Source organism: Listeria monocytogenes, from assembly GCF_041765605.1.
GTDB lineage: Bacteria > Bacillota > Bacilli > Lactobacillales > Listeriaceae > Listeria > Listeria monocytogenes_D.
The window spans coordinates 2844529-2867485 of record NZ_CP168900.1; the positions used below are offsets into that span (position 1 = coordinate 2844529).

Below are 22957 nucleotides of genomic sequence, written 5' to 3' on the forward strand. Positions count from 1 at the left end.
AGAATGCCACTGAGCATTCCAAAAAGTTTCACGTGAAACAAATTTATAATCGCGTTTTGTCCATCACTAAGAGAGGTTTTGGTCTATTTCTAATTATATCCTCTTTAATTAAATGCATGACCGTATGAGCCACGTATTCGCGTGATGTATTGGTGTATCTTGCAAGTACTTCTTGCGTAATTTCTCTTGGTAGCAATATCCCGTTATCAGAAAACGTTCCTAAAGTTTGAGCGCATTTGAGAATGGCTTTGCGGATTCGTTCTTCCTTTTTTAAGAAGCTTAGTTTTGCAAATGTATGGGCTTCACGTAATTCTTCTGCCATCACTTTAATCATAAAAAAGTTATTCTCATCTTCTTTGTCGAAAATAGAGAACAAGAAATTGCTATCTACTTCCATAACTTCTCCGTGACCTAAGCTTTGCATCGAAACATGTGGGCTCCATTCATCATAAAAAAGATGATATAATCCAAAACTATCTCCTTTTTGCAAGAAACGAACAATGCATTCTTTACAGCTATCTTCTTCCATTTCTGCATCTTTCTCTACAATCATCCCGTATATGCCGCTTAGAACAAAATATACTTTTGTTCCAGCCGGACTTAAACTTTCTAGAACCTCACCCTTCTTGGTGCTGATAACCGAGCAGTAGTCTTTGTAATTTGGATGTTCAAAGCACAACTCCATTAATTTGCTAACCGTTAGATTGGATTCAAGCTCTTTTAAGAATAGCATATTCTCTCCTTTGCTATATTATATTGAAAAAACTCCTCGTAATTATATCATAAAGGCCATACTCAAAATTCCATTCTTAGTCATTGATAAAAACCCGAAAACACAATTAAAGTTAACTATATTACAACTATTTATATAATACTTAATTTACTTATCATTCTCGCTTGCTGTTTCGACATAAATTCGAACTTTTTGTTACTTTTGCTAAATATTCCAAATCCCGATATTAATTCCATAATTACCACTTTAGACTGGTTTATTTTTAGATAAATTGATTATACTTAAAAAGTAAGTAATTTATGGATAGGTAACTCAGGAAGGGTGAAATGAATGGATCAAAAAAAATATAGTTGGCGAAAATTTTTCCAGTTACTTATTAGCGCAAAACCTGCGAATTGGATAATTTTCTGCGCTTTATTTGCCAGTGTGATAACTACAGTTGCTGGCCTTGTTGTCCCGCTTTTTACAAAGAACTTAATTGATGGCTTTTCGATAGCTTCACTCGATGTAAAAATGATTGCTTTAATAGTTCTGGCGTTTGTTTTACAAGCAATAACGAATGGCTTCTCGATTTTCCTACTTAACTATATGGGGCAAAAAGTCGTAGCAACCATTCGCGAGCGTTTGTGGAAAAAAATTGTGCATTTGCCTGTGTCTTACTTTGATAATACCAAAACTGGCGAAATGGTAAGCCGCATGGTAAATGATACAGTCGTGGTTAAAGAGCTAATTGCCGACCATTTCCCGCAATTTGTAACGGGGATAATTTCGGTTGTCGGCGCGATTATTATTTTGTTCTTCATGGACTGGAAAATGACACTTATCATCTTAGTGGCCGTTCCAATTACAGCTCTAGTTGTTGCGCCACTTGGTCAGAAAATGTTTAAAATCTCTAAAGGGCTTCAAAATGAAACAGCTGACTTCACTGGTTCCATTAGCCAGACCCTATCAGAAGCTAGACTCGTGAAGGCTTCGAATGCGGAAACACTGGAAACAGAAGCTGGTCATCAAGGGATTAATCGTCTATTTGGTTTTGGAATTCGTGAGGCGAAAGTTGTCGCTGTGCTTGGACCGCTGATTTTCTTTGTTGTCATGGGTGTTATCGTTGGCATCATTGGTTACGGTGGGATTCGTGTTTCAGCAGGAACGATGACTACAGGTACCCTCATCGCCTTTTTACTCTATCTGTTCCAAATTATTGTTCCCGTCACTTCTTTCGCGACATTCTTCGCCCAACTTCAAAAAGCAAAAGGTGCAACAGAGAGAATTGCGGATATTTTAAATGAAACAGAGGAAGATTTCGACGCTGGTAAAAAAGTAGATGTGAGCGGAAAAACCATTCGCGCATCTGATATTTCCTTCTCTTATAATGAAGGCGATCCTATTCTAAAACATGTTTCTTTTGATACGAAACCTGGAGAAGTTATCGCATTCGCCGGCCCAAGTGGTGGAGGAAAATCAACCTTATTTGCGATTTTAGAACGTTTCTATCAACCGGATACAGGAGAAATTTTTGTAGGTGACATCCCGCTTTCCGAGATTTCGATTAACTCATGGCGTACACAAATTGGTTACGTTTCTCAAGAAAGTGCGATGCTTTCTGGCACAATTCGCGATAACCTTTGTTACGGGTTGGACCGAGAAATTACGGAAGATGAGCTATGGAATGTAGCCAAACTAGCTTATGCTGACGGCTTTATTTCCGAGCTTCCTGACAAAATGGCCACCGAAGTCGGCGAACGTGGCGTGAAGCTCTCAGGAGGCCAAAGACAGCGAATTGCCATTGCCCGAGCTTTCTTACGTAATCCTAATATTCTCATGTTAGACGAGGCGACAGCTAGTTTAGATAGCCAGTCCGAACAAATTGTTCAACAAGCTTTGGCAAACTTAATGGAAGGTCGTACTACTTTTGTTATCGCCCACCGTCTTTCCACTATCGTAAGCGCCGACCAAATCCTCTTTATCGAACATGGTGAAATAACTGGTCGCGGCACGCATAGTGAATTAGTTGCTTCTCATCCACTTTACGCTTCCTTTGCAGAGCAACAGTTAAAATAACTATTTCCCGGGAAATAAAAAAGCGACGATGCGCAAATGCATCGTCGCTTTTTCTATAAGGATTGATGAAACTTTTTGAGTTCACTTTTCTTTGCTTCGTCTAAATCGTGCCACCTGATACCTTGCACAGCTCCTTCAAGTGCACATAGTTCACTCAGACAAACGCTAGAATCATTTTCCCAAATGCGTAAAAAGGCTTCTTTGCTTCCAACATCTTTTAGCTCGCCGGGAGTTTTTATTCCCGCTTTGATTAAGTCCTGCTCCAGTACTTTGCCAATGTTTGGTAATTCGCTAAGGTTCGCCATTACAGTTCCTTCTTCCATATTATTTTGGTAATTCTATTTTCTCAATGCCGCCCATGTATCCTTGTAGTACTTTCGGAATGCGTACAGAACCATCTGCATCTTGGTAATTTTCTAAAATGGCAGCCACTGTACGTCCAAGCGCTAAGCCAGAACCATTAAGTGTATGCACGTATTCTGGTTTGCTTCCTGGTTCACGACGGAAACGAATGTTAGCGCGTCTTGCTTGGAAGCTTTCAAAATTACTGCAAGAAGAAATCTCACGGTAAGAATTATAGCTTGGAATCCAAACTTCTAAATCATATTTTTTAGCAGCAGTGAAGCCTAAATCAGCCGTACACATGCTTAATACGCGATATGGTAATTCTAGTCGGCGCAATACTTCTTCTGCGTTTCCAGTTAATTTTTCAAGCGCCGCGTAGGAATCCTCTGGTTTAACAAATTGAACTAATTCCACTTTGTTAAATTGATGTTGGCGAATTAAGCCACGCGTATCACGACCCGCAGATCCCGCTTCAGAACGGAAACATGCGCTAAATGCTGTATATTTTCTTGGTAAATCTTCTGCTTTTAAAATGTCTTCGCGGTGGTAGTTTGTTACTGGTACTTCCGCTGTTGGAATAAGGAAATAATCTTCTGCTTCAATTAAGAAAGCATCTTCTTCAAATTTCGGCAATTGACCAGTTCCAGTCATGCTCGCACGGTTCACCATGTATGGCGGCAACATTTCTTCATAGCCATGTTCATTCGAATGCAAGTCCATCATGAAGTTAATTAGCGCCCGTTCCAGTCTTGCACCTAATTTTTTATAAAAGACAAAACGGCTACCAGTTACTTTCGCAGCATTTTCAAAATCAAGAATATCAAGGTCAGTTCCTAAGTCCCAGTGAGCTTTTGGTTCAAAATCAAATTCGCGAACTTCGCCCCACTTACGGATTTCCACGTTATCGTCTTCCGATTCGCCAACTGGAGTAGACTCATGTGGAATATTTGGAATCGACATTAAAATCATATCTAATTTTTCATCGATTTCTCGTAATTCGATATCTAATGTTTTAATTCGGTCTCCAACGACACGCATTTCTTCAATCTTAGCATCCGCGTCTTGTTTTTCGCGTTTTAATTTAGCGATTTCTTGAGACACTTCATTCCGTTGACTCTTCAGGGCTTCTGTCTCCACAATCAGCGTACGGCGGCGTTTATCTAACTCGCCAAATTTCTCAAATTCACCCAGATCTTCCCCGCGATTTTGTAATTTCTGCTTTACTTCATCAAAATTATTACGTAACAATTTAACATCTAACATGCTAACTCCTCCTTTATTTTTTTCCATATAAAAACTCCCGTACTTTCCCGAATTAACAGGAAAGGGACGAGAGTTAACCGCGTTGCCACCCTTATTGGGATCTAAAAAAATCCCCAGCTTCATTTAGGTTTAACGGACCCAGCCGGAATGATTTACTCGCAAATTTTTGCTTTCCACCACTCACTCCAAGATGGATTCATAAGGAAACTTCACCAGTTCACACCAACCACTGGCTCTCTTTAGAAACTCTACCTTATTACTACTTCTTGTCTTCGCTTTTCGTATTAATTTAAAGTTATTCTATCGCATATCTGCTTAAATTACAAGCAAATCTTTAACCAATCAAATCGAGCGTGTCTGGACCGTCATCATCAGAATTCAGTATTCTAATTTGTTCCGGAACAATTTTTATAACGACAAAGGATGGTGAATCTTCGCCTCGGAACCATTCTTTAGAAATATTTTCCCAAATACGTTCTTTGATTGATTCATCTTCTTCAAGAGACGCCAAACCATTAATTTCTAAAAATGCAGAACCAGGGCTTTCGTAACCAATTAAAACGGATACGTGTGGGTTTCTGCGAACTTCTTCTGTCTTCGGTAATTCTTTGCCAGATGGTGTATAAAGCGTTAAGCCATCATGAAGAAATGTCATATACCTAGCATGAGGATAGTCTCCTTGTACGGATGTTAATACACCCACTTGATGTTGTTCCAAAATGGCAAGAATCTTATCTTCTAGTTCATTTTTCATCTCAAACACCTTCCTTTGGTTATTTAGTGTACCTTTCCACTCGGCTCCCGGCTTTAAACATTCGGGCTTGTTATCTCTCTAGCTATTTGCTATAAAAGAGTATAACCGTTTTAACTAGGGGGATTTAAAGTGATTTTAATCATCGACCATAATGATTCATTTACATATAATTTATACCAATATTTTTTAGAGCTCCAAGAAGAGGTGCAGGTTGTCTCTGCTACCAGTTTTTCACTTGAAGCCTTTCAACAAATCGCTCCCGAAATGGTAGTTTTATCACCAGGACCAGGTTCCCCGGAAGACTTCCCTATTAGTTTAGCTCTATTAGATAAAATTCAAGTTCCTATTCTCGGCATTTGCCTTGGACATCAAATGATAGGTCATTTTTTCGGGGCAAAAGTGGTGCCGGCAAACGTCCCGGTTCACGGAAAAACAAGTATCATTTCGCATAATGGGGAAGGTTTATTCGCAGAGCTTGCACCAAAGTTCCAAGTAACGCGCTACCATTCTTTAGTTATTGATCCTGCCACAGTTCCCGCTAATTTAAAAGTAACCGCACTGACAGAAGACGGCGTTATAATGGGACTAGCTCACGTATCAAAACCAATTCACAGCGTCCAATTCCACCCAGAAGCAATCCTATCTGAAAACGGACATGCAATACTTGAAAACTTTGTACGATTAGGGAGAAATGTTAAATGAGCTTATTACGATTTGATTTTGAAGGCGACACAAAGATTTTTGAAAACCCACTGTATGAACTAGTTGCGCATGATTTAGCAGAAGTTCTTCCTATAATGAAAGCAGCCGAAGAAGCCCAAAAATCCGGAAAATATGTTGCTGGTTTTGTCAGTTATGAAGCCGCTCCTGCTTTTCGAAGTAATTTAAAAACACACAAGCCTGATGCGCGTATGCCGCTCGTCTGGTTTGGTGTATATGATGGCTTTACCGACACAACTACAAAATGCCCTGACTCCGCGCCTCTTTCATTTAAAATGGATACAAATTTCCCTAAATACGCCGAGAAAATCGACCAAATCAAAGCTGAAATCGCTGCTGGAAACACCTACCAAATTAACTACACAGTGCGACTTAAAAGTGATGTACCAAACAACTTTTCTTCTCAAGCGACTTATAAAACGTTACAGCAAATTGGGAAGGCGAATTATACTGCACTACTTTCAACAAATGATTTTGAAATTATCTCCGCCTCACCCGAACTCTTTTTTAAATGGAAGGAAAACCTTCTAACGACACGCCCGATGAAAGGCACTATTCGCCGCGGAATAACGGAGCAAGCGGACTTAGAAGCACATGATTGGCTAAAAAATGATCCTAAAAACCGTGCGGAAAATGTGATGATTGTCGATTTACTTCGAAATGACCTTGGGATGATTGCTGTTCCCGGGAGTGTCAAGGTTCCTAAGTTAATGACGCTAGAACCTTACCCAACTGTTTGGCAAATGACTTCAACCGTAACAGCAGAAACGCCTCCAGAAACTGATTTAACAGCTGTTTTTAAAGCACTCTTCCCATGCGGCTCAATAACTGGCGCGCCTAAAGCACGAACAATGGAAATTATTTCAGCGTTAGAAGATTCTCCTCGCGGTGTTTACTGCGGCGCGATTGGCTTTTTAGAGCCCAATGGAAATGCGATTTTTAGCGTTCCGATTCGAAGTATTGCTATCGCTGACAACAAGGCAACATATGGCGTTGGCGGCGGTATCGTCTGGGATTCTGATGCCACTAGCGAATTTTCCGAAATCCACGCAAAATCAGCTATCTTAGAAAAAGCAACGGAATTTTCTTTGATTGAATCTCTGCGCCTTGAAAACGGTGAACTTTTTCGAACCGAATATCATTTAAAACGACTTCAAACAAGCGCAGATTTTTTCGGAGTTCCTTTTAATAGGGAAGAAATAGAAAAACTTTGGACTGAAACTGCGCAAAAAAATACGACTGGCACATACAAAATGCGCTTTCTATTACATCCTGATGGTGCAACTGATTTAGAACTAACAGAAATTGATGCGAAAAACAAACGAATAACAGCGCAACTTGCCGATAATTCCGTACCTTCAAACGATTTATTTCTCTACCATAAAACGACTTATCGGGAGATCTATGAAGACTTAAAAAATCCTCAAACCGCTGAAACCCTGCTTTGGAATGAACGGGGCGAACTGACTGAATTCATTACCGGTAATATAGTTCTAGGTATAAATGGCTGTTTTTACACCCCTCCAGTTGCTTCAGGTCTTCTCCCAGGCACAATGAGAGCCGAACTGCTAGCTAAAAATAAGATTTCTGAAAAAACACTAGTAAAAAAAGACCTTTTTGAAGCAGACTTTGTGTGGTTAATTAATAGTGTAAGAGGATTTGTAGAAGTAGAAATCGAACAATAAAACGACAGGTATTTCACAATTTAAAATGAATTTCATTGTCGATTTTGCCATATTTTCGCCATATTTACAATTTGTGAAAATATTACTTGCAAATTTTCACAATCTATATTAGAATATGTGTTCGCACGTTTTTATTTCCGTTTTCCAAGGGAGGAAAATCATGAAAGTATTGTTTCACCATCTAAAAAAATACAAGCTACAAGCGACACTATCTACATTGTTTGTAGTAGTCATGGTTATCTCACAACTATGGCAACCAAAGTTACTTCAGCAAGTCCTAGACGCCATCATGAAAGACAATATGGATGAAATCTCATCCATCGGCGCACTTTTAATCGGTATTGCCGCAGTCGGCCTTATCGCCGGGATTCTAAACACAATACTTTCAGCCAAAGTCGCTCAAGGCGTCGGCGCAGATATTCGTGAATCTAGTTTCCGTAAAATCCAAACATTTTCATTCAGCAACATCGAAAAACTTTCGACAGGTAATCTAGTTGTTCGACAAACAAACGACATTACCCAAGTACAAAACTTAGTGATGCTTTCACTACAGTCGCTAACAAGAATTCCGATTATGTTTATCGGCGCTTTTATTTTAGCGATGTTTACTTTACCTGAATTATGGTGGGTAATTATTGTACTCGTTGTTCTTGTTGTTCTGATTGTTGTATTCACATTCGGGTCTATGGGTAAGCACTTTGCCATTATCCAGAAGTTAATTGACCGAGTGAATTCTATCGCAAAAGAAAACCTAGCTGGCATGCGCGTAGTTAAATCTTTCGTGCAAGAAGACAATGAAATCAGTCGCTTTACAACTGTCAGTGACAAATTAACTCGCCACACAATCATCGTTGGGACACTTTTCTCCGTAATGATTCCTGCATTTATGCTCGTTTCTAACTTAGCAATTGTTGTTTCTATTTTCTTTGTAGGCGACATGGCTGCTGAAAACCCTGAAGTTATCGGGGCTATCGCATCATTCATGAACTACTTAATGCAAATTATGATGGCAATTATTATCGGTGGTATGCTGATGATGATGGCTTCTCGTGCGCTTATTTCCTTGAAACGTATTACCGAAGTTTTGGAAACAGAACCAGATATTACCTACAATGAAAACGCACCAGAACAAGACCTAGAAGGTACCGTTGAATTCCGTAATGTTAGTTTCAAATACGACGGTGACGATACGCCTGCTCTTAATGATATTTCATTCAAAGCAAACGTTGGCGAAATGGTTGGTATTGTTGGTGCAACAGGTTCTGGTAAATCTACCCTTGCCCAACTGATCCCTCGACTTTATGACCCAACGGAAGGTGAAGTTATTATCGGCGGAACGAACCTAAAAGATATCAACAAAAAAACACTTCGCAGCACTGTTTCCTTCGTGCTTCAACGCGCAATCCTATTCTCCGGAACCATTGCAGACAATTTACGTCATGGTAAAAAAGATGCAACTACCGAAGAAATGGAACACGCAAGTAAGATAGCACAAGCGAAAGAGTTTATCGACAAGCAAGCAAAACTATATGATGCACCTGTTTCCGAACGTGGAAACAACTTCTCTGGTGGACAAAAACAACGTCTTTCGATTACACGTGGCGTTATTGGTTCTCCGAAAGTCCTAATCCTCGATGACAGCACAAGTGCGCTTGATGCAAAATCCGAGAAATTAGTTAAAGAAGCACTGAATAAAGAACTAGACGACACAACGACTTTCATCATTGCACAAAAAATTTCTTCTGTTATTCAAGCAGATAAAATTCTCGTGCTCGATCAAGGTAAACTAGTTGGCGTTGGTTCCCATAAAGAACTACTGAAAGAAAATGCAATCTACCGTGAAATTTACGACACTCAAAAAGGCAAGGAGGTAACCGCATAATGAAAGAGTTCAAACAAATTAGTCGCTTTTTCTGGCACTATCTGCGGGGTTATAAGCCTCAACTTTTTGTCATTTTAATTGCTGTAGTTTTTGCGACATACCTTCAAGTAAAAGCACCACAATATATTGGTAACGCCGTTCAAGAGCTTGGAGATTACGTTGTTAATTTAATGCAAACGGGTGTTGATGACAAGAGTGACTTCATCCATATCATTTGGATGCTGATTCTCTGCTACGTACTGCTCGCTGCTGCCACTTTTATCCAAAGTATCATTATGACAGGGGTAGCTGGTAAATCGACGAACAGAATGCGTATAGGGCTTTTCCGCAAGATGGAAAAACTATCAATCCGTTTCTTCGATAGCCGCAATGATGGCGAAATGCTTAGCCGCTTCACTAGTGACTTGGATAATATTTCCAACACACTAAACCAAGCATTGATTCAAGTACTATCCAACGTCGCGCTAATGATTGGTGTTATCATCATGATGTTCCAACAAAACGTGGAACTAGCCTTGGTTACTTTAATATCTGCTCCATTTGCAATTATTATTGCGACAGTGATTATTCGAAAAGCACGTAAATTCGTTGATGTTCAACAAGATGAACTAGGCGTACTTAACGGCTACATTGACGAAAAAATCTCTGGTCAAAAAATCATTATCACAAATGGTTTAGAAGAAGAAACAATTGACGGCTTTGTTAAACAAAACAATATCGTTAAAAACGCCACTTATAAAGGTCAAGTTTACTCCGGTTTACTTTTCCCAATGATGCAAGGTATTTCACTATTAAATACAGCTATCGTTATCTTCTTCGGTGGATGGTTAGCTCTAAACGGCGACCTTGAACGCACAGCCGCTCTTGGTTTAATCGTTATGTTCGTTCAATATTCACAACAATTCTATATGCCACTTACACAAATTTCGTCCCAGTACAGCTTGCTACAACTAGCAATCACTGGTGCGCGCCGTGTTAGTGAAGTATTTGCAGAGGAAGAAGAAGTAGAACGCGAAAACTTACAAACAATTGATGGTATTAATAAAGGTGTCAAACTAGATCACGTAGATTTTGCTTATGACCCTGCAAAACCAGTTCTAAAAGACGTTTCGATTGATGTAAGTAAAGGTAAAATGGTTGCTCTTGTCGGTCCAACTGGCTCTGGTAAAACAACTGTTATGAACCTTCTTAATCGCTTCTATAATGTCGATGGTGGCGCGATTCTCTTTGATGATATCGACATCCGCGACATTCGCCTTGATTCCCTTCGTAAACAAGTCGGTATCGTGCTACAAGATTCCGTACTATTTACAGGAACCATTCGTGATAACATTGTTTTCGGTAAGCCGGAAGCAAGCGACGACGAAGTAATCAACGCTGCAAAACAAGCTAACATCCACGACTTCATTATGAACCTAGAAAAAGGTTATGAAACAGAAATCAGTGACGAAAACAATATTTTCAGCGTTGGTCAAAAGCAGCTTATGAGTATTGCGAGAACTATTATTACGAACCCTTCTCTTCTAATTCTAGATGAAGCGACAAGTAATGTAGATACCGTAACCGAAAGCCGCATCCAAAAAGCTATGGACAACGTAATCTCCGGTAGAACTAGTTTCGTCATCGCCCATCGTTTAAAAACCATCCTCGATGCCGACCATATCGTCGTGCTACATCAAGGTGAAGTGATTGAACAAGGTAACCATGATGAGTTGATGAAGGCGGAAGGATTTTATTCTGAGCTTTATCATAATCAGTTTGTTATTGAGTAGATAGACGCTTTTTGCGGTTTGAAATAAACAGAAAAAAGGAAGTTCTCAAATGTTAAACATTGGGAACTTCCTTTTTTAACTTCATTAATTTCTTACTTTTAAATAGTTATTTTTTAGCATACAAAGTCTTCTTATCATTTTTATCTAGTATAATTTATAACTAATTATTATACTTCCTAGCTATCCTCATGTGTTTTTGATATAAAATCAAACTACTATTTTAAATTAGATTCCAATTTCATATAACACACCTGATTTTTTTATCGCCTCATACTCATCGATAAGTTTGTCCATCCCGCTCAATTCATTAGGGTTATAACCTGAGAATAACAAAGCTTCTAGGACGTTACCCATTAATCGTTTCCATTCATTCATAAATTTTTCGGTTTCCATAGTAAATTTATTTTTAGAATTCAACAGGTCGACTGTATCCCCTACAACTGTTTCCCAAAATGAGGTTACAGTGATTACACCATCTGCCCATTTTATATGCCATTTACTCTCAAATGTATTGGATGGCCATCTAATTTCTAGTTCCCCTGAGAATGATAATCTTATACTATTTAGCATCTTTATAATGTCTTCCATCATACAGCTGATGTCATATTTATACGACAAAGGAACATATATATGATTCCAAACTAAAATTGCATCCTCTGTTAACATTGGAAATATCGTCTCTATAGCCGTGGATAAATCGTAATCGTCGCTTTCAAATACACCTGTTTTTTGCGGTGTATTAGCTTGAATAAAAAAGTTCATAAATTTAGCATCTCCTTGTTTGAATCTTATGGCATTGGATATCCATGCCAAGTTCCCGTACCATTATTTTCTTATTCATATCTTGGTAGCAGGTTTAGTAGTTCCATCTGGCATATGAATTTTGGAGGTTGATTCATTCATTTCACCGAACTTATAAGCTTACTCAAGTTTGATAGTCTTTTTTATTTTACAAAGTAACTCTTTATACGCACTTAAGAGAGCTTTTTTAAGCTCTCTTAAGTAAGGTTGTGAAAATGTGTATAACTTTACAGAATTTCCTTGATTTAAATAATAATTCTTGTTTTAGCGTTTAGAAATGCTTTAACTTCATTTGAAATTTCAGGAGTTATTCACATAAAGTGCTTTTTAAGTTTCGCAATTACCTATTTTTTTGATACAGATTCAAATTTAGAAACATCAATCACCTATAGCAAATATCTTCTGATTACATTCTAAAGCATTTTTACACAATTCTTCCTCTAATCCTACGATTTCATTATCAAAATCAATGCTATCATTGGACTCTGCTCTGTAAAAATCCAAGCTCATTATTTGCCTCCTACTATCCCGCCAACACCAGTAAGAAAGCTCTTTGATTAGTAAAAAATTAAAGCTTTACTTTCCTGGCAGCAATTGGGATTAAGGTTTCTTTTTCATTTGAAATCTGGTTTTATCCACAAAGATTTTAAATGCTGCTCATTATCAATAACAGCCACTACATTTTTAAGAAACTCAACGCATTTATCATCACTATTATTTGTAAAATTCCCAAAGCATAGCCACTTTTGTTCTGAATCATAGTAAGCAAGCCACATTTCTTTTTTATCTAATCTCCAAGATCCTGGTTCAAAATCCTCTTCTAGACTGATTTCTCCCTTCTGTATGTTAGACGGTAAAGTTAATTTTTCTTCATGCCAACTTTCTCTTGGCGTAAACCCCCATACTTGATTAGCAGTCATTAGAATAGAGTCAAATCCTATATTTATATAACTGATAAGTAATGAAATATCCGAGTTTACTCTAGGGATAAAATCTAAACTTCCATCTTCATTATTGTACTCTATCTGTCCACTGATTATTTTATTCTCAAGTTTCACATTTAGTTTAAACATTTTCTCACCTCATTAATTTACAAAATTAAAATGAACGATTGTATTTGTTGACATATCAACGACTAGTTCCCATGTACCTTTAGAATTTCTAAATACCCCTTCCACATCCCATCGAAGGCCATTTGATAACACCCTGTCTTTCACAGGGGAAGCTGCATTCATTATCTCGTCTAAAAGTAAAGTTGTCCCATCCGTATCAATATAAGGCCTTGATAGCTGACCCTTATTAGCACCTTTCTTAACAATTTCCTCTATATGCTTTTGAACTGTATTACTATTTTTCAAATCAGTTGCTTTTGGAATGATAATTTCGCTAGCTTCCTTAGTTGCAGTCTTAGCTGCTCCTTTAGCTCCGAACTTATTCGCTCCCCAAGAAATTATTTTTGGACCAACTTTCCCTCCAACTTTGACTAAAATTCCAGTAATTAATAGTTCTTCTGGACCCGGTATGACCAGCATAAGTGCATAAGTGCTCCATTCACCTATTTTCTCAGAAACTTCTGCGCTTTTTTCCTTATCAATATTTCCGTTAGCATCGAAGGCCCACGCTTCATCCGGTCTTGGATAGCCCGCTTTGTAGTCGTAGGTTGGATCGCTATAGCCTTTCTTTTGACTTTCTAAGAATTCTTGGTTTTTACATAAGGCTTCTTTGGCTGCGGCTTTTCGATCAGCTTTTTCTTTTTTTGCTTTAGCTGCCGCTTCTTTACCTGCGGCTATTATTGCATTGGCTTTTTTGCCGACTGTTTTGATTTTGCTAGTAGCTTTATTTATTACTTTGGTTCCGGCTTTTTTGACTGTTTTAACAACTTTTTTAGTAGTTTTCTTGATTTTATTTACTTTTTTCACGACAGTCTGTTTGGCTTTTTTATAGACCTTCTTGACTGTTTTTCGAGCTTGTTTAATCGATTTCTTAGCTGCCTTCTTGAATTTCGTCACTGTTTTTTGGACTTTTTTTGTTACTTTTTTGACGGCGCGCTTGATTTTTTTGGTGGTTTTCTTGATGGCTTTTTTGACTTTTTTCACGGCGCGTTTTACTTTTTTGACGGTTTTTTTGATGACTTTTTTGGCTTTTTTGATGCCTTTGCTTACTTTTTTCGCGGCTTTTTTGACTTTTTTGGTTGCTTTTTTAAGCCATTTTGGTATGTTTCCGCTTGGGTCGCCGAATGACATTGGGTTATTGACGCCGTAGATGTAGCGGTTTTGGCTACGTGGGTCGTCTAGGGATCCTCTGTAGCTATCGACTTGTTGGAAACGACCAGTGTTTGTATCATAATTTCGGGCACGCAGGTTTTGTGTGTCGCTTGTGTCGTGCATTTGCGCGCGATAACCGATTTGATTCGCAACTGGAGCTGTTGCAAGTGCGGTACCATAGTCTGTGTAATCATAGTCAGTACTTGTTTCACCGTCAGTTGTTGTTGTGATGTCGGTTAGGCCGTTTTCATGATAGCTTTCTTCTTCGGTGCCAATTATTTGATTGTCGTCACCAAAACGGAAAGCGGTCTTGGTAGTGCTTGTTTCGCCGTCGTCTTCTGTCGTCTCGTTAAGCTGAGCGACTTGGGTGTATTCTTGCGTTAAATCGTTGACATAGCGAATGGTATTTACAGTTTGATAGCCAACTGTTTGGGTCATTTTTGTGGTGCGCTGACTGGTTTTGCTTCCGCTGCTATCGCTTCCTTTAAGCTCGGTTTTCCCTTGCATGCCATCTTTAGTCACTTTTTGCGTACTTGCTTCTGCATACGCTGAGCAACCTTTAGAAGTTTCATTGGCGCGAGTTTCTAATTGTGCCGCTAGTGTTTCTGTTTTGCCTTTTTGACTATCCTTGTCGTATTCTGTAATCCATTCACTGAGCGAGCCTTTGAAGGACTTGGTTTTGTCTGTGATGGTTTGTTTGCCTATGCGATTACCAAATGCGTCATATGTGTATGTCGTCTGGTTTCCTTCGTTGTCGGCGGATTGAATCAGTTGGTTTTCGCCATTGTATGTGTATGTTTCTACTTTACCACTTCGTAAGGCTTTTTTGGTAATGTTACCGTTTTTGTCATACGTGTAGGTTGTGTCTTTATCACCATCTGCTTTAATCATGGTGAGCGCGTTGTCATCGTCGTAATGATAGTTTTCCGTGGTTTTCTTACCGTTTTTATTACGTAAAAGTTTACTTCGGTTGCCGTTAGCATCATAGATATACGTAATTTTTTCGGTGGTTTTTCCTTTGGTTATTGTTGTTTCCATCAGCTGATCATCGGCATCATAGGTGTGGCTCTTGGTTTGTTTTTCGCCACTTTGATTGATGGTTTCTTTGGCTACGTTACCGTTTTCGTCGTAGTTGTAGTCAAATGACGCGATGGTTTCTCCGGCTTTATTTTTGGTGATGACTTGCTCGGTTTCGCCAGTTGCTGTGTATTTATAGCTAGTCGTTGTGCCATTGCTGTAATGAATGCTCAGTGGCAGACCGTTCGCGTCGTATGTGTAGCTCGTTTTCTTGCCGTCTGATTCGATGACATCGGTTAGTAAGTTGGCGTCATTGTAGCGGTAAGATACACGCGTGTTATCTGGATAAATGAGCGCGGTTTTGCGGCCGATTGTATCATATTCGTATTTCAACGTTTCGCCGTTTGCATCTTTGACTGATAGTACGTCACCGAATTTATTGTAGGTAAACTTGGATGTTCCGTCTTTTGATGTGGCGGTTTTTACGTCGTCATTACTGTCATACGTGTATTTGTAGCTGCCACCATCAAATTGTTGCTCGACTAAATTGTTTAATTCATCGTATTTGAAAGTTGTTTTTTCACCATCTGGCTTCGTTTTAGACTTTAAAGAACCATCTAATTGGTATTCGTATTTTTCGGTTTTGCCTTCTGGTGTTACTTCTTTGACGAGGTCACTGCGATCGTTGTAGCTATATTTTGTGACAAAACCTTTGGCGTCTTTGATTTCCGTGACGTTATCTACTTTGTCGTAAGTGTAAGTTGATTTTTGTCCTAATCGGTTTTGTGCCGCTGTCATGCGATCTAGTGCGTCGTATTCGAAGCGTTCTTTGTTGCCTTTTGCGTCTGTTGTTTCGCTAAGATTCTCGTTGCCATCGTAGGCCATTTTTGTTGTGTGACCTTTGGCATCTGTTATAGAAGTTAGCAGGTTACGCGCATCATATTGGTATTTAGTTATTGCGTTTGTTGGGTCTTTGATGCTGATAACTTGGTCGTTTTTATTGTAACGATACTCTGTGCTTGCTGCGAGTGGGTCGATTTCTTTGGTCATGTTGCCTTTTTTGTCGTAGGTGTATTTGTAGACTTGGTTACCTGGATCAATCATGGAGGTAACGTTGCCGACTTTGTCATACTGAATTTTAGTATCATTGCCACGAACATCTCGCATTGTAGTAACACGGTCTAGTTTATCGTACGTATAGCCGACCGCAAGTTTATTTGGATACGTAATTTGCGTCATGCGCTGGGTATCGTCATATGTGTAGCGCGTGATTCGACCTTGAATATCTTTTTTCGTCGTTTGCTGACCCAATTTGTCATACGTATAGCTGGCAATCGCCTTTTTCTGCTGATTATCACTTTCTTCAATAAGGTCGCCGTATTCGTTATATTTGTAGCTTTGTTTATAACCAATCGGGTCCGTTTCAGATAAAAGTTGATCGTCTTTATCGTAGCTATAAGTGGTCGCATTGCCCTTTGCATCTATTTCTTTGGTCACATTGCCACGTAGGTCGTATTTAAACGTCGATGTGGTACCATAAGGCTCTTTGACTGTCAAAATGTTATCTGCGTTGTCGTACGTGTATTTCGTCGTGTTTCCGCGCTTATCTGTTTCGGTGATAAGGCGTCCCGCTGCGTCATAGCTGTTCAGAAGTTTGAATCCTGCAGCATCTATTTCAGTTGTTAGGCGTCCTAATTGGTCATAGCCGAATTGTGTTTTATTTCCTTCTGCATCCGTCTGACTTGTAATTAAACCTGTTGCGTCAAAAGTTTGTTTTGTTATGCCGCCGTTTTCATCGGTAACTGCTGTAACGTTGCCATTTGCATCGTAAGTGACGCTAGATTTAGCGCCTGCTGGATTCGTTGTCGTAATCAGCTCGTCGTTGCCGTTGTATTGATAGCTTGTTGTTTCGCCTAGCGGGTTTGTTTCTGACAACAAGTTACCTTCTGCATCATAATTATAAGTGTATTTCCCAGTATTTGGTAAAACTTCTGAGGTAATATCGCCACGTTTGTTGTAGTCAATGCTTTGCGCCTTGCCTGTTGGGTTTTGTTGCTTCACTAAGCGGTTGGCTGCATCATATTCGTAGCTTGTTTTATTGCCTCGCATATCGGTTTTACTGCTGACATTGCCAAATGTGTCATAGGTGTAGGATTCAGTGCGACCTTTACGATCAGCAACACGGGTTACGTCACCAGTTGCGTTGTATTTGTAGCTCTCTTTTTGACCTGTATTGTCTTGTTGTTCTAGCAGTCTGTCCATTTTGTCATAAGTATACGTTGCTTTTGTGCCATCTGGATTTTTTTGTTCGATGACACGGTCCGCCTTATCGTAACTGTAGGTTGTTTTTCGACCGAGTGGATCAGTACTTGTTGTCAAATTGCCACGATTATCGTAATCATACGTTGTTTCGTTACCTAGGGCATCAATGATTTTAGACACTTCGCCCGTTTTTGTGTAACGATAGCTTGTTTCGTTGTTGTATGGATCGATTTCTTTAATTAAATCTCCGTTTTTGTTATAGCGATATTGAGTGATATCGTTTGTTGGTGAAATTTCCGTTTCGACTAAATGGAGCGCATTATAGGTATATTTTGTGGTATTACCTTCTGCGTCCGTTTGGCGAATCACATTACCAGCATTATCATACGCCATTGTTATAGTATGACCATTACCGTCCGTGATTTTCGTGACATTTCCGTCTGCGTCGTACACATAGTGTGTTTTTTCGCCAAGCTCGTCGGTTTCGATTTCTACTTGATCAACTTTATCAAAACTATAGCGCTTTACGCCGCCAGCTGCGTCTTGTTCTGAGGTTACACTACCATTTTCATCGTAGCTATATGTCGAAACACGGCCAGCTTCTTTTAATTTTGTTGTGTTTCCGTTCGCATCAAATTCATACGTCTGAACGTTGCCAGCTTGATCGACAAAACGTGTAATATTGTCCATTGCATCATAGCTAAACTCTTCTGTTGTCTCGTCTGGATAAGTGATTTTCGTGACATTTCCGTCTGCATCATAGGCATAGCTTGTCTTGTTGCCGAGTGGATCTGTTTCTTGTGTCTTATAGCCTGATTTTGCATCATATAGATAGCTTGTTTTTTGACCATCTTCGGTTTCTTCGGATAATTTTTGACCAAGTGCATCATAACGATATGTAATGACCGAGCCGTCTGCCGCAATCGCTTCTATCATCCGATTTTGCGAGTCATACTTAAATTCCTCTGTGTTACCGAGTGGATCTGTTTCGCTAATTTTATTGCCATTTCCGTCATATTTATACTTTGTAACGCCGCCTAGTGGATTCGTTTCCTCACTCAAACGACCAAAAGCATCATATTCAAAAGTAGTGCTATTCCCATTCTCATCGGTTTCACTTGTCTTATTACCATTGGAATCATAGGAATATTTTGTTGCTGCTCCATTTGCATTCCATTCGCGCACTAGTTCACCGCGCGCGTTTCGTTCATATTTTTCCGACTTACCATTTGCATCAGTAATACTACTCAACATCGACAAATTATCATAGGCGTATGTTGTCTCATTGCCACGGCCATCCGTTACTTTTGTCGGATTTCCTTTCGCATCATAAGCGGTCTTTGTTACCGCGCCATTTGCATCAGTCTCTGTAACCACCTGACCATCTGCATTATGTGTAAATTTCTTCACACCACCGTTTGGCTCCGTTATTTGTACGACATTTCCTTTAGAATCATAGGTATAGCTCGTTACGCCTCCACGGCTATCCGTCACGCGTATCAATTGATTTTTCGCGTCAAATTCGTTCGTTTCTGTTGTCCCATCTGGATATACGGTTTTTGTCAGATTTCCGTTTGCATCATTTTCAAAGGTTGTCGTATTTCCCAATTGGTCGATAGAAGCGACTAATTGATGTTTGTCGCCATATTTATTTTCAGTCGTTGTATCGTCGGCATACTCCGTCTTCGTGGTTTGGAAGCGCTCATTAAAATAAACCACCTTCTTATTACCGTTGAAGTCTGTTGTCGTTGTTTTACCTTTCTCATATTTCAGTGTGGCAGTATTGCCTTCTCCGTCCGTTTGTTCCGTCACACGACCGTCCGCATCAAATGTATTCTTAATCAATAATTTTCCGTTATGGTCTTTATACGATGTCATATGGTGTTCCGAATCATACTGATATGTAATTGCTTTTCCAGTTTGATCCACTAGTTTTGTCAGATTTCCATCGTCATCATATGAATAAGCCAATTTCCCGCCATCAGGCAACACAATCTCTTTCAAATGCCCATCTGCATCCCACGTATACTGCAATATCTTCCCGGAGCCAGTGATCATTTTCACCAATTCACCATCTGCATTGTACGTATAGTTCGTTGCATTTCCATCCTTACTTGTCACTTTTAAAAGCAGACCGTTTGCAGCAAAAAGAGAGATTTTGCCTGTTTTTGAATCTACAATCTCAAATTCACGCGCGCCGTTTTTATTCACTTTTTTTGTAAGTGCTAGTGGCTCATCTTCTTCTATTTCAAAAGTTCCATCCGGCTGCTTCTCAAAAAACACACTCCCGCCATCTGAGCGTGTCAACATCACGGTGCCGTCTTCTAAGAAACCTAGCTGATCAGCTAAATTAAAGGTCCAATTACGTCCGATTGGGCTATCTTTACCTTGTGCCATCGAATTATAAGTCCGCGTAATCGTCTGTTCCTCATCGAAGTCAAACCATTTCGCATCCTCCATGTTATAAAGCAAGTTCCCACTATCAAAATTAATTGGTTCATATCCGAATGTACAATGCTTGCCACGCCCTATCGCAAGCGCATCAAGCCGCATTTTATCCGCTGTGTCGTAATTTCCCGACTGGTAGGCTTTACCAGCATTCTTTTGCGGATTCCGAATAAACACAACGTTTCCTTGAACGAGCAATTCATCCTTCATATTATTATCCAGCATAAACTGCGACCGTTTATTGGCAATCCCATAGAATTTCAAGAGACGAGGCAACGAGTCTAGACCTGTCACTTTATAAATCTGAAACGTATCGTATTTCTTACTTACAGATTCGTTTCCATCTTTAATCTCCGCTTCTACTTGATACAAATGATTTTCTTTCAAAGCACCTTTTAAAAGTAGCGTGTTAGTCTGCCAGTTACTCATTAACTCCCGATATTCCTGTGTTTCACTACTTAGCCTCGGATAATTCGGGAATAAATAATCTCGACCAATTGAAGGATCCGTTCCGCTAAATGCTACCTTGTTTTTATCCGATGTATCGATAATTTTATAATTAATTTTCGCATCAGGACGTCCAACACCATCCATTCCAAGTGCTGTAAAATCCAGCTTCCCATCATTATTCGCACTTACAAACGGACGCAAATAAAGCTTTGTGTCTTTAAGTGGCATGTCCGCATCAATCGGCGGGCGCTCGCGGTGTTTAAATACCACATACGGCGACTCGCTCGTCACCCCAGACTTAGGCGCAGCAAATACATCTGCTTGCGAATACGGTAGTTCAAATCCATTCACTTTTGCTGTTTTCACAATCACACCGTTGTTTTTACCGCCATTCACCCAGTCCTTCGCGACATTTGTAATATCAAAAGAAACCCGGCGATTCGCATCATCAATTCTTCCAATATACGTTTCTTTTCCGTCTACATTTGCAGGCGGACCATACGGGAAACCAAGATTTTTAAATTTACCATATGTTAAATCGGCAATATTACCAACGTCTTTCGTAATTCCATGCACTTCAAATAAACGTTTCACAACGCTTCCTTTACTATCTTTTGCCCGGTCTCCCCAAAAGCCTTCCGTGCCGCTTCTAAAAAGAGACAACTCTGCCGATTCAATTTCACGGTTTGTGCCAATTTTTTTAATCTCACTATCTGGCACTTTCACAACACCATAAGTAATAAAATGAGCTGCTCCGAGTGTCCCCGAGTTATTTCCATCATCGTAACCAATATACATGTACGGTTGGAAAGAATACGCCACATCATCCCGATATTGACGTAAACTAGTGGCTTGAATTCCATTTGTAATTTTTGTGCTCACAAAAGAAACAGCCACCTTGGCCAAATTACCTTTAAGATTGGTCGTATTAAACTTCGCGACCTGCAACTGATACCCGGTTTCCGTCTTCACCGTTTTCGCAGTTAACGTATCCATAACCGAACCCGTCTCATCTTCTAAAACAGGGCTTGGAATCGCGCCAATCAAAGCTTCGCCACGATAAATTAATGTTGCCGCGCGCTTTGCATCGTCTTTCAAAGTCACGTCACTTGGAACCGTCAAATCAAATGTAACCTGTTGTTCCGTATCTTCTCCCGTCTTCACGTACTGCCCGAGCTCCATACCAAAACTGTCGGCTTGCAACGTGAATGGCTCCGTTTTATCCTCTTCACTCGCATACATGATTCGGTTATCTTTCGCTACAACCTGAGCCAAATCAGCCTCTCCACTCGGACGAACAGCCACATTCGCACCGTCTAAGCTAAGTGTTGGCATCGCCTCTTCCGTCACTACTTTTGGCGTCGTAATCTCTTTCGCCGTCTCACTTGCAGTCCAATTCTTCTCGCCATCTTTCACTAGCGTCGTATCAAAGTCCGTCCACTTGCCCGCATCATCCTTAAAATGCACAGGCTCTGTAAAATAATACGTCTCTCCCTCGCCCGTATTTTCATTTACAAAAGTTTTCGTATTCTCCGTACGCTCCGAAATAGCCTCCGTCATACCAGCAGCTGATGCATCTTCCGCTAAAGTATCTGTCACATTAGGCGTCTCTTCCTCAAACAAACGAACAGCATCCGCATTCTTATCGCTTAAATCATCATCAAGCGTTGTGTCTTCCGGTGTGCTCTTATCCTTTAATTGCTCCTGCGCATCCTCATTTAAGTCCGCCACAGTCACTTTATCTTGCGTAGAAAGTTGCTTTCCATAATAATTTCCAAACTCACTCTCAACATTTACCGCTCCTTGCACGAATTGCCACGGTAACAGTGGAAATAAAAGTAACGCCACCAGTAAAATTTTTATGCCCTTTTTCATATGTAATCCCCGTCTCCCTTTTATATCTCAGTTTCTTTCTTTACACCTTTCTCTATCTCTAAAATCTTTGTCAGAACCTGCTGGGCTTGTTTAAAATCCTCTGCCTCAATCGCATCATTCATAACTTTTAGCTCTGAAGATACATCCCCATATGCTGTATAAATGGCCTGATCTTTTTTTGATAAGCCATCCCATATTTTCGGTTTTTTAGCCTCTACATAAATTGTTCCAAAACTCTTTTCCATCTCCCGTAACTCCGCTAAATAAAGTGGATTACAAATGTCCCCATTCAACTTTAAATCCGACCATTTTGCGTAATTTCGTTTGAAGTCTAGTTCTACTTTTAACGGTCCTGTTCCTTTTTCATCGTGTGCACAATCTTGAAGCACGAATAAAAGTATCGCAATCAACACTAAAAGCATTGCCAAGACTATCCATAGCTTCTTCTTTTTTGATAAATTTCGCATCCTATATCCTCCCGTTTTTCACAATCTCAGCAAGTATATCATAAAAGCAAGTTGATTTTGTATGCTTGAAGCAACGTTCGATTTTCTGTCACATTTGCGTTTTATACCATCCATAGCCCCCCTCAAAAAAGGCTCGTCAATCTATCAGTTGAAGCTAAGTA

At 39.7% G+C, this 22957-nt stretch carries 14 protein-coding genes and 1 other annotated feature; of the genes, 5 read left to right on the forward strand and 9 right to left on the reverse strand.

Annotated features, from left to right (window positions below; all coding sequences use genetic code 11):
• Positions 1-43 precede the first annotated feature (43 nt).
• Positions 44-733 carry a Crp/Fnr family transcriptional regulator gene (locus AB2Q86_RS14610; protein WP_003728622.1) on the reverse strand — a complete coding sequence of 230 codons (690 nt, stop codon included), beginning with the start codon at positions 731-733 and terminating at the stop codon, positions 44-46.
• Positions 734-1063: 330 nt separating this feature from the next.
• On the opposite strand from AB2Q86_RS14610, the gene AB2Q86_RS14615 reads away from it, so the two are divergent.
• Positions 1064-2791, forward strand: coding sequence for an ABC transporter ATP-binding protein (locus AB2Q86_RS14615; RefSeq protein ID WP_003728623.1), 1728 nt, complete (start codon positions 1064-1066; stop codon positions 2789-2791).
• Between the two features lie 53 nt (positions 2792-2844).
• Here AB2Q86_RS14615 and AB2Q86_RS14620 read toward each other — a convergent pair whose 3' ends face one another.
• The 3 genes from AB2Q86_RS14620 to AB2Q86_RS14630 all read right to left on the reverse strand — a co-directional run bounded on the left by AB2Q86_RS14620 (position 2845) and on the right by AB2Q86_RS14630 (position 5153).
• The gene (locus tag AB2Q86_RS14620; protein WP_003728624.1) at positions 2845-3096 is read right to left on the reverse strand and encodes a TfoX/Sxy family protein; all 252 of its coding nucleotides are present in this window, start codon (positions 3094-3096) and stop codon (positions 2845-2847) included.
• 19 nt (positions 3097-3115) lie between these two features.
• Positions 3116-4399, reverse strand: coding sequence for a serine--tRNA ligase (gene serS, locus AB2Q86_RS14625; protein WP_003725040.1), 1284 nt, complete (start codon positions 4397-4399; stop codon positions 3116-3118).
• A gap of 59 nt (positions 4400-4458) precedes the next feature.
• Positions 4459-4681: a binding site (T-box leader), on the reverse strand.
• 52 nt (positions 4682-4733) lie between these two features.
• Positions 4734-5153: a pyridoxamine 5'-phosphate oxidase family protein gene (locus AB2Q86_RS14630; RefSeq protein ID WP_003722108.1), complete on the reverse strand. Its 420-nt coding sequence runs from the start codon at positions 5151-5153 to the stop codon at positions 4734-4736.
• 129 nt (positions 5154-5282) lie between these two features.
• Here AB2Q86_RS14630 and AB2Q86_RS14635 point away from each other — a divergent pair, with 129 nt between their 5' ends.
• The 4 genes from AB2Q86_RS14635 (at position 5283) to AB2Q86_RS14650 (ending at position 11212) form a co-directional block, all read left to right on the forward strand.
• Positions 5283-5855: an aminodeoxychorismate/anthranilate synthase component II gene (locus AB2Q86_RS14635; protein WP_012582311.1), complete on the forward strand. Its 573-nt coding sequence runs from the start codon at positions 5283-5285 to the stop codon at positions 5853-5855.
• The gene (pabB, locus tag AB2Q86_RS14640) at positions 5852-7558 is read left to right on the forward strand and encodes an aminodeoxychorismate synthase component I (protein WP_012582310.1); all 1707 of its coding nucleotides are present in this window, start codon (positions 5852-5854) and stop codon (positions 7556-7558) included. Before AB2Q86_RS14635 ends, pabB begins: the two co-directional genes overlap by 4 nt.
• 160 nt (positions 7559-7718) lie before the next feature.
• Complete coding sequence (locus tag AB2Q86_RS14645) at positions 7719-9440, forward strand: ABC transporter ATP-binding protein (RefSeq protein ID WP_012582309.1); 1722 nt, start codon at positions 7719-7721, stop codon at positions 9438-9440.
• Positions 9440-11212, forward strand: coding sequence for an ABC transporter ATP-binding protein (locus AB2Q86_RS14650; protein WP_012582308.1), 1773 nt, complete (start codon positions 9440-9442; stop codon positions 11210-11212). The genes AB2Q86_RS14645 and AB2Q86_RS14650 overlap by 1 nt, the downstream gene beginning before the upstream one ends.
• A 225-nt stretch (positions 11213-11437) precedes the next feature.
• On the opposite strand, the gene AB2Q86_RS14655 is transcribed toward AB2Q86_RS14650, so the two are convergent.
• The 5 genes from AB2Q86_RS14655 to AB2Q86_RS14675 all read right to left on the reverse strand — a co-directional run bounded on the left by AB2Q86_RS14655 (position 11438) and on the right by AB2Q86_RS14675 (position 22796).
• Complete coding sequence (locus AB2Q86_RS14655) at positions 11438-11974, reverse strand: hypothetical protein (RefSeq protein ID WP_012582307.1); 537 nt, start codon at positions 11972-11974, stop codon at positions 11438-11440.
• A gap of 417 nt (positions 11975-12391) precedes the next feature.
• Entirely contained in the window at positions 12392-12523 is a 132-nt protein-coding gene (locus AB2Q86_RS14660) for a hypothetical protein (protein WP_012582306.1), read from the reverse strand.
• A gap of 104 nt (positions 12524-12627) precedes the next feature.
• Positions 12628-13086 (reverse strand): hypothetical protein, encoded by a 459-nt coding sequence (locus AB2Q86_RS14665; RefSeq protein ID WP_012582305.1) that lies wholly within the window; start codon positions 13084-13086, stop codon positions 12628-12630.
• A 12-nt stretch (positions 13087-13098) separates the two neighbouring features.
• Positions 13099-22329 (reverse strand): RHS repeat-associated core domain-containing protein, encoded by a 9231-nt coding sequence (locus AB2Q86_RS14670; RefSeq protein WP_014589151.1) that lies wholly within the window; start codon positions 22327-22329, stop codon positions 13099-13101.
• A 20-nt stretch (positions 22330-22349) separates the two neighbouring features.
• A complete protein-coding gene (locus AB2Q86_RS14675) occupies positions 22350-22796 on the reverse strand; it encodes a hypothetical protein (protein WP_012582302.1) in 447 nt (148 codons plus the stop codon).
• Positions 22797-22957 lie beyond the last annotated feature (161 nt).

What these genes read in the sequence shown, in the direction of transcription:
- AB2Q86_RS14610 (WP_003728622.1), bottom strand. Translation starts at nt 733, where the DNA reads ATGCTATTCTTAAAAGAGCTTGAATCCAATCTAACGGTTAGCAAATTA.
- pabB (WP_012582310.1), top strand. Translation starts at nt 5,852, where the DNA reads ATGAGCTTATTACGATTTGATTTTGAAGGCGACACAAAGATTTTTGAA.
- AB2Q86_RS14660 (WP_012582306.1), bottom strand. Translation starts at nt 12,523, where the DNA reads ATGAGCTTGGATTTTTACAGAGCAGAGTCCAATGATAGCATTGATTTT.
- AB2Q86_RS14665 (WP_012582305.1), bottom strand. Translation starts at nt 13,086, where the DNA reads ATGTTTAAACTAAATGTGAAACTTGAGAATAAAATAATCAGTGGACAG.
- AB2Q86_RS14650 (WP_012582308.1), top strand. Translation starts at nt 9,440, where the DNA reads ATGAAAGAGTTCAAACAAATTAGTCGCTTTTTCTGGCACTATCTGCGG.
- AB2Q86_RS14645 (WP_012582309.1), top strand. Translation starts at nt 7,719, where the DNA reads ATGAAAGTATTGTTTCACCATCTAAAAAAATACAAGCTACAAGCGACA.
- AB2Q86_RS14630 (WP_003722108.1), bottom strand. Translation starts at nt 5,153, where the DNA reads ATGAAAAATGAACTAGAAGATAAGATTCTTGCCATTTTGGAACAACAT.
- serS (WP_003725040.1), bottom strand. Translation starts at nt 4,399, where the DNA reads ATGTTAGATGTTAAATTGTTACGTAATAATTTTGATGAAGTAAAGCAG.
- AB2Q86_RS14620 (WP_003728624.1), bottom strand. Translation starts at nt 3,096, where the DNA reads ATGGCGAACCTTAGCGAATTACCAAACATTGGCAAAGTACTGGAGCAG.
- AB2Q86_RS14615 (WP_003728623.1), top strand. Translation starts at nt 1,064, where the DNA reads ATGGATCAAAAAAAATATAGTTGGCGAAAATTTTTCCAGTTACTTATT.
- AB2Q86_RS14670 (WP_014589151.1), bottom strand. Translation starts at nt 22,329, where the DNA reads ATGAAAAAGGGCATAAAAATTTTACTGGTGGCGTTACTTTTATTTCCA.
- AB2Q86_RS14675 (WP_012582302.1), bottom strand. Translation starts at nt 22,796, where the DNA reads ATGCGAAATTTATCAAAAAAGAAGAAGCTATGGATAGTCTTGGCAATG.
- AB2Q86_RS14655 (WP_012582307.1), bottom strand. Translation starts at nt 11,974, where the DNA reads ATGAACTTTTTTATTCAAGCTAATACACCGCAAAAAACAGGTGTATTT.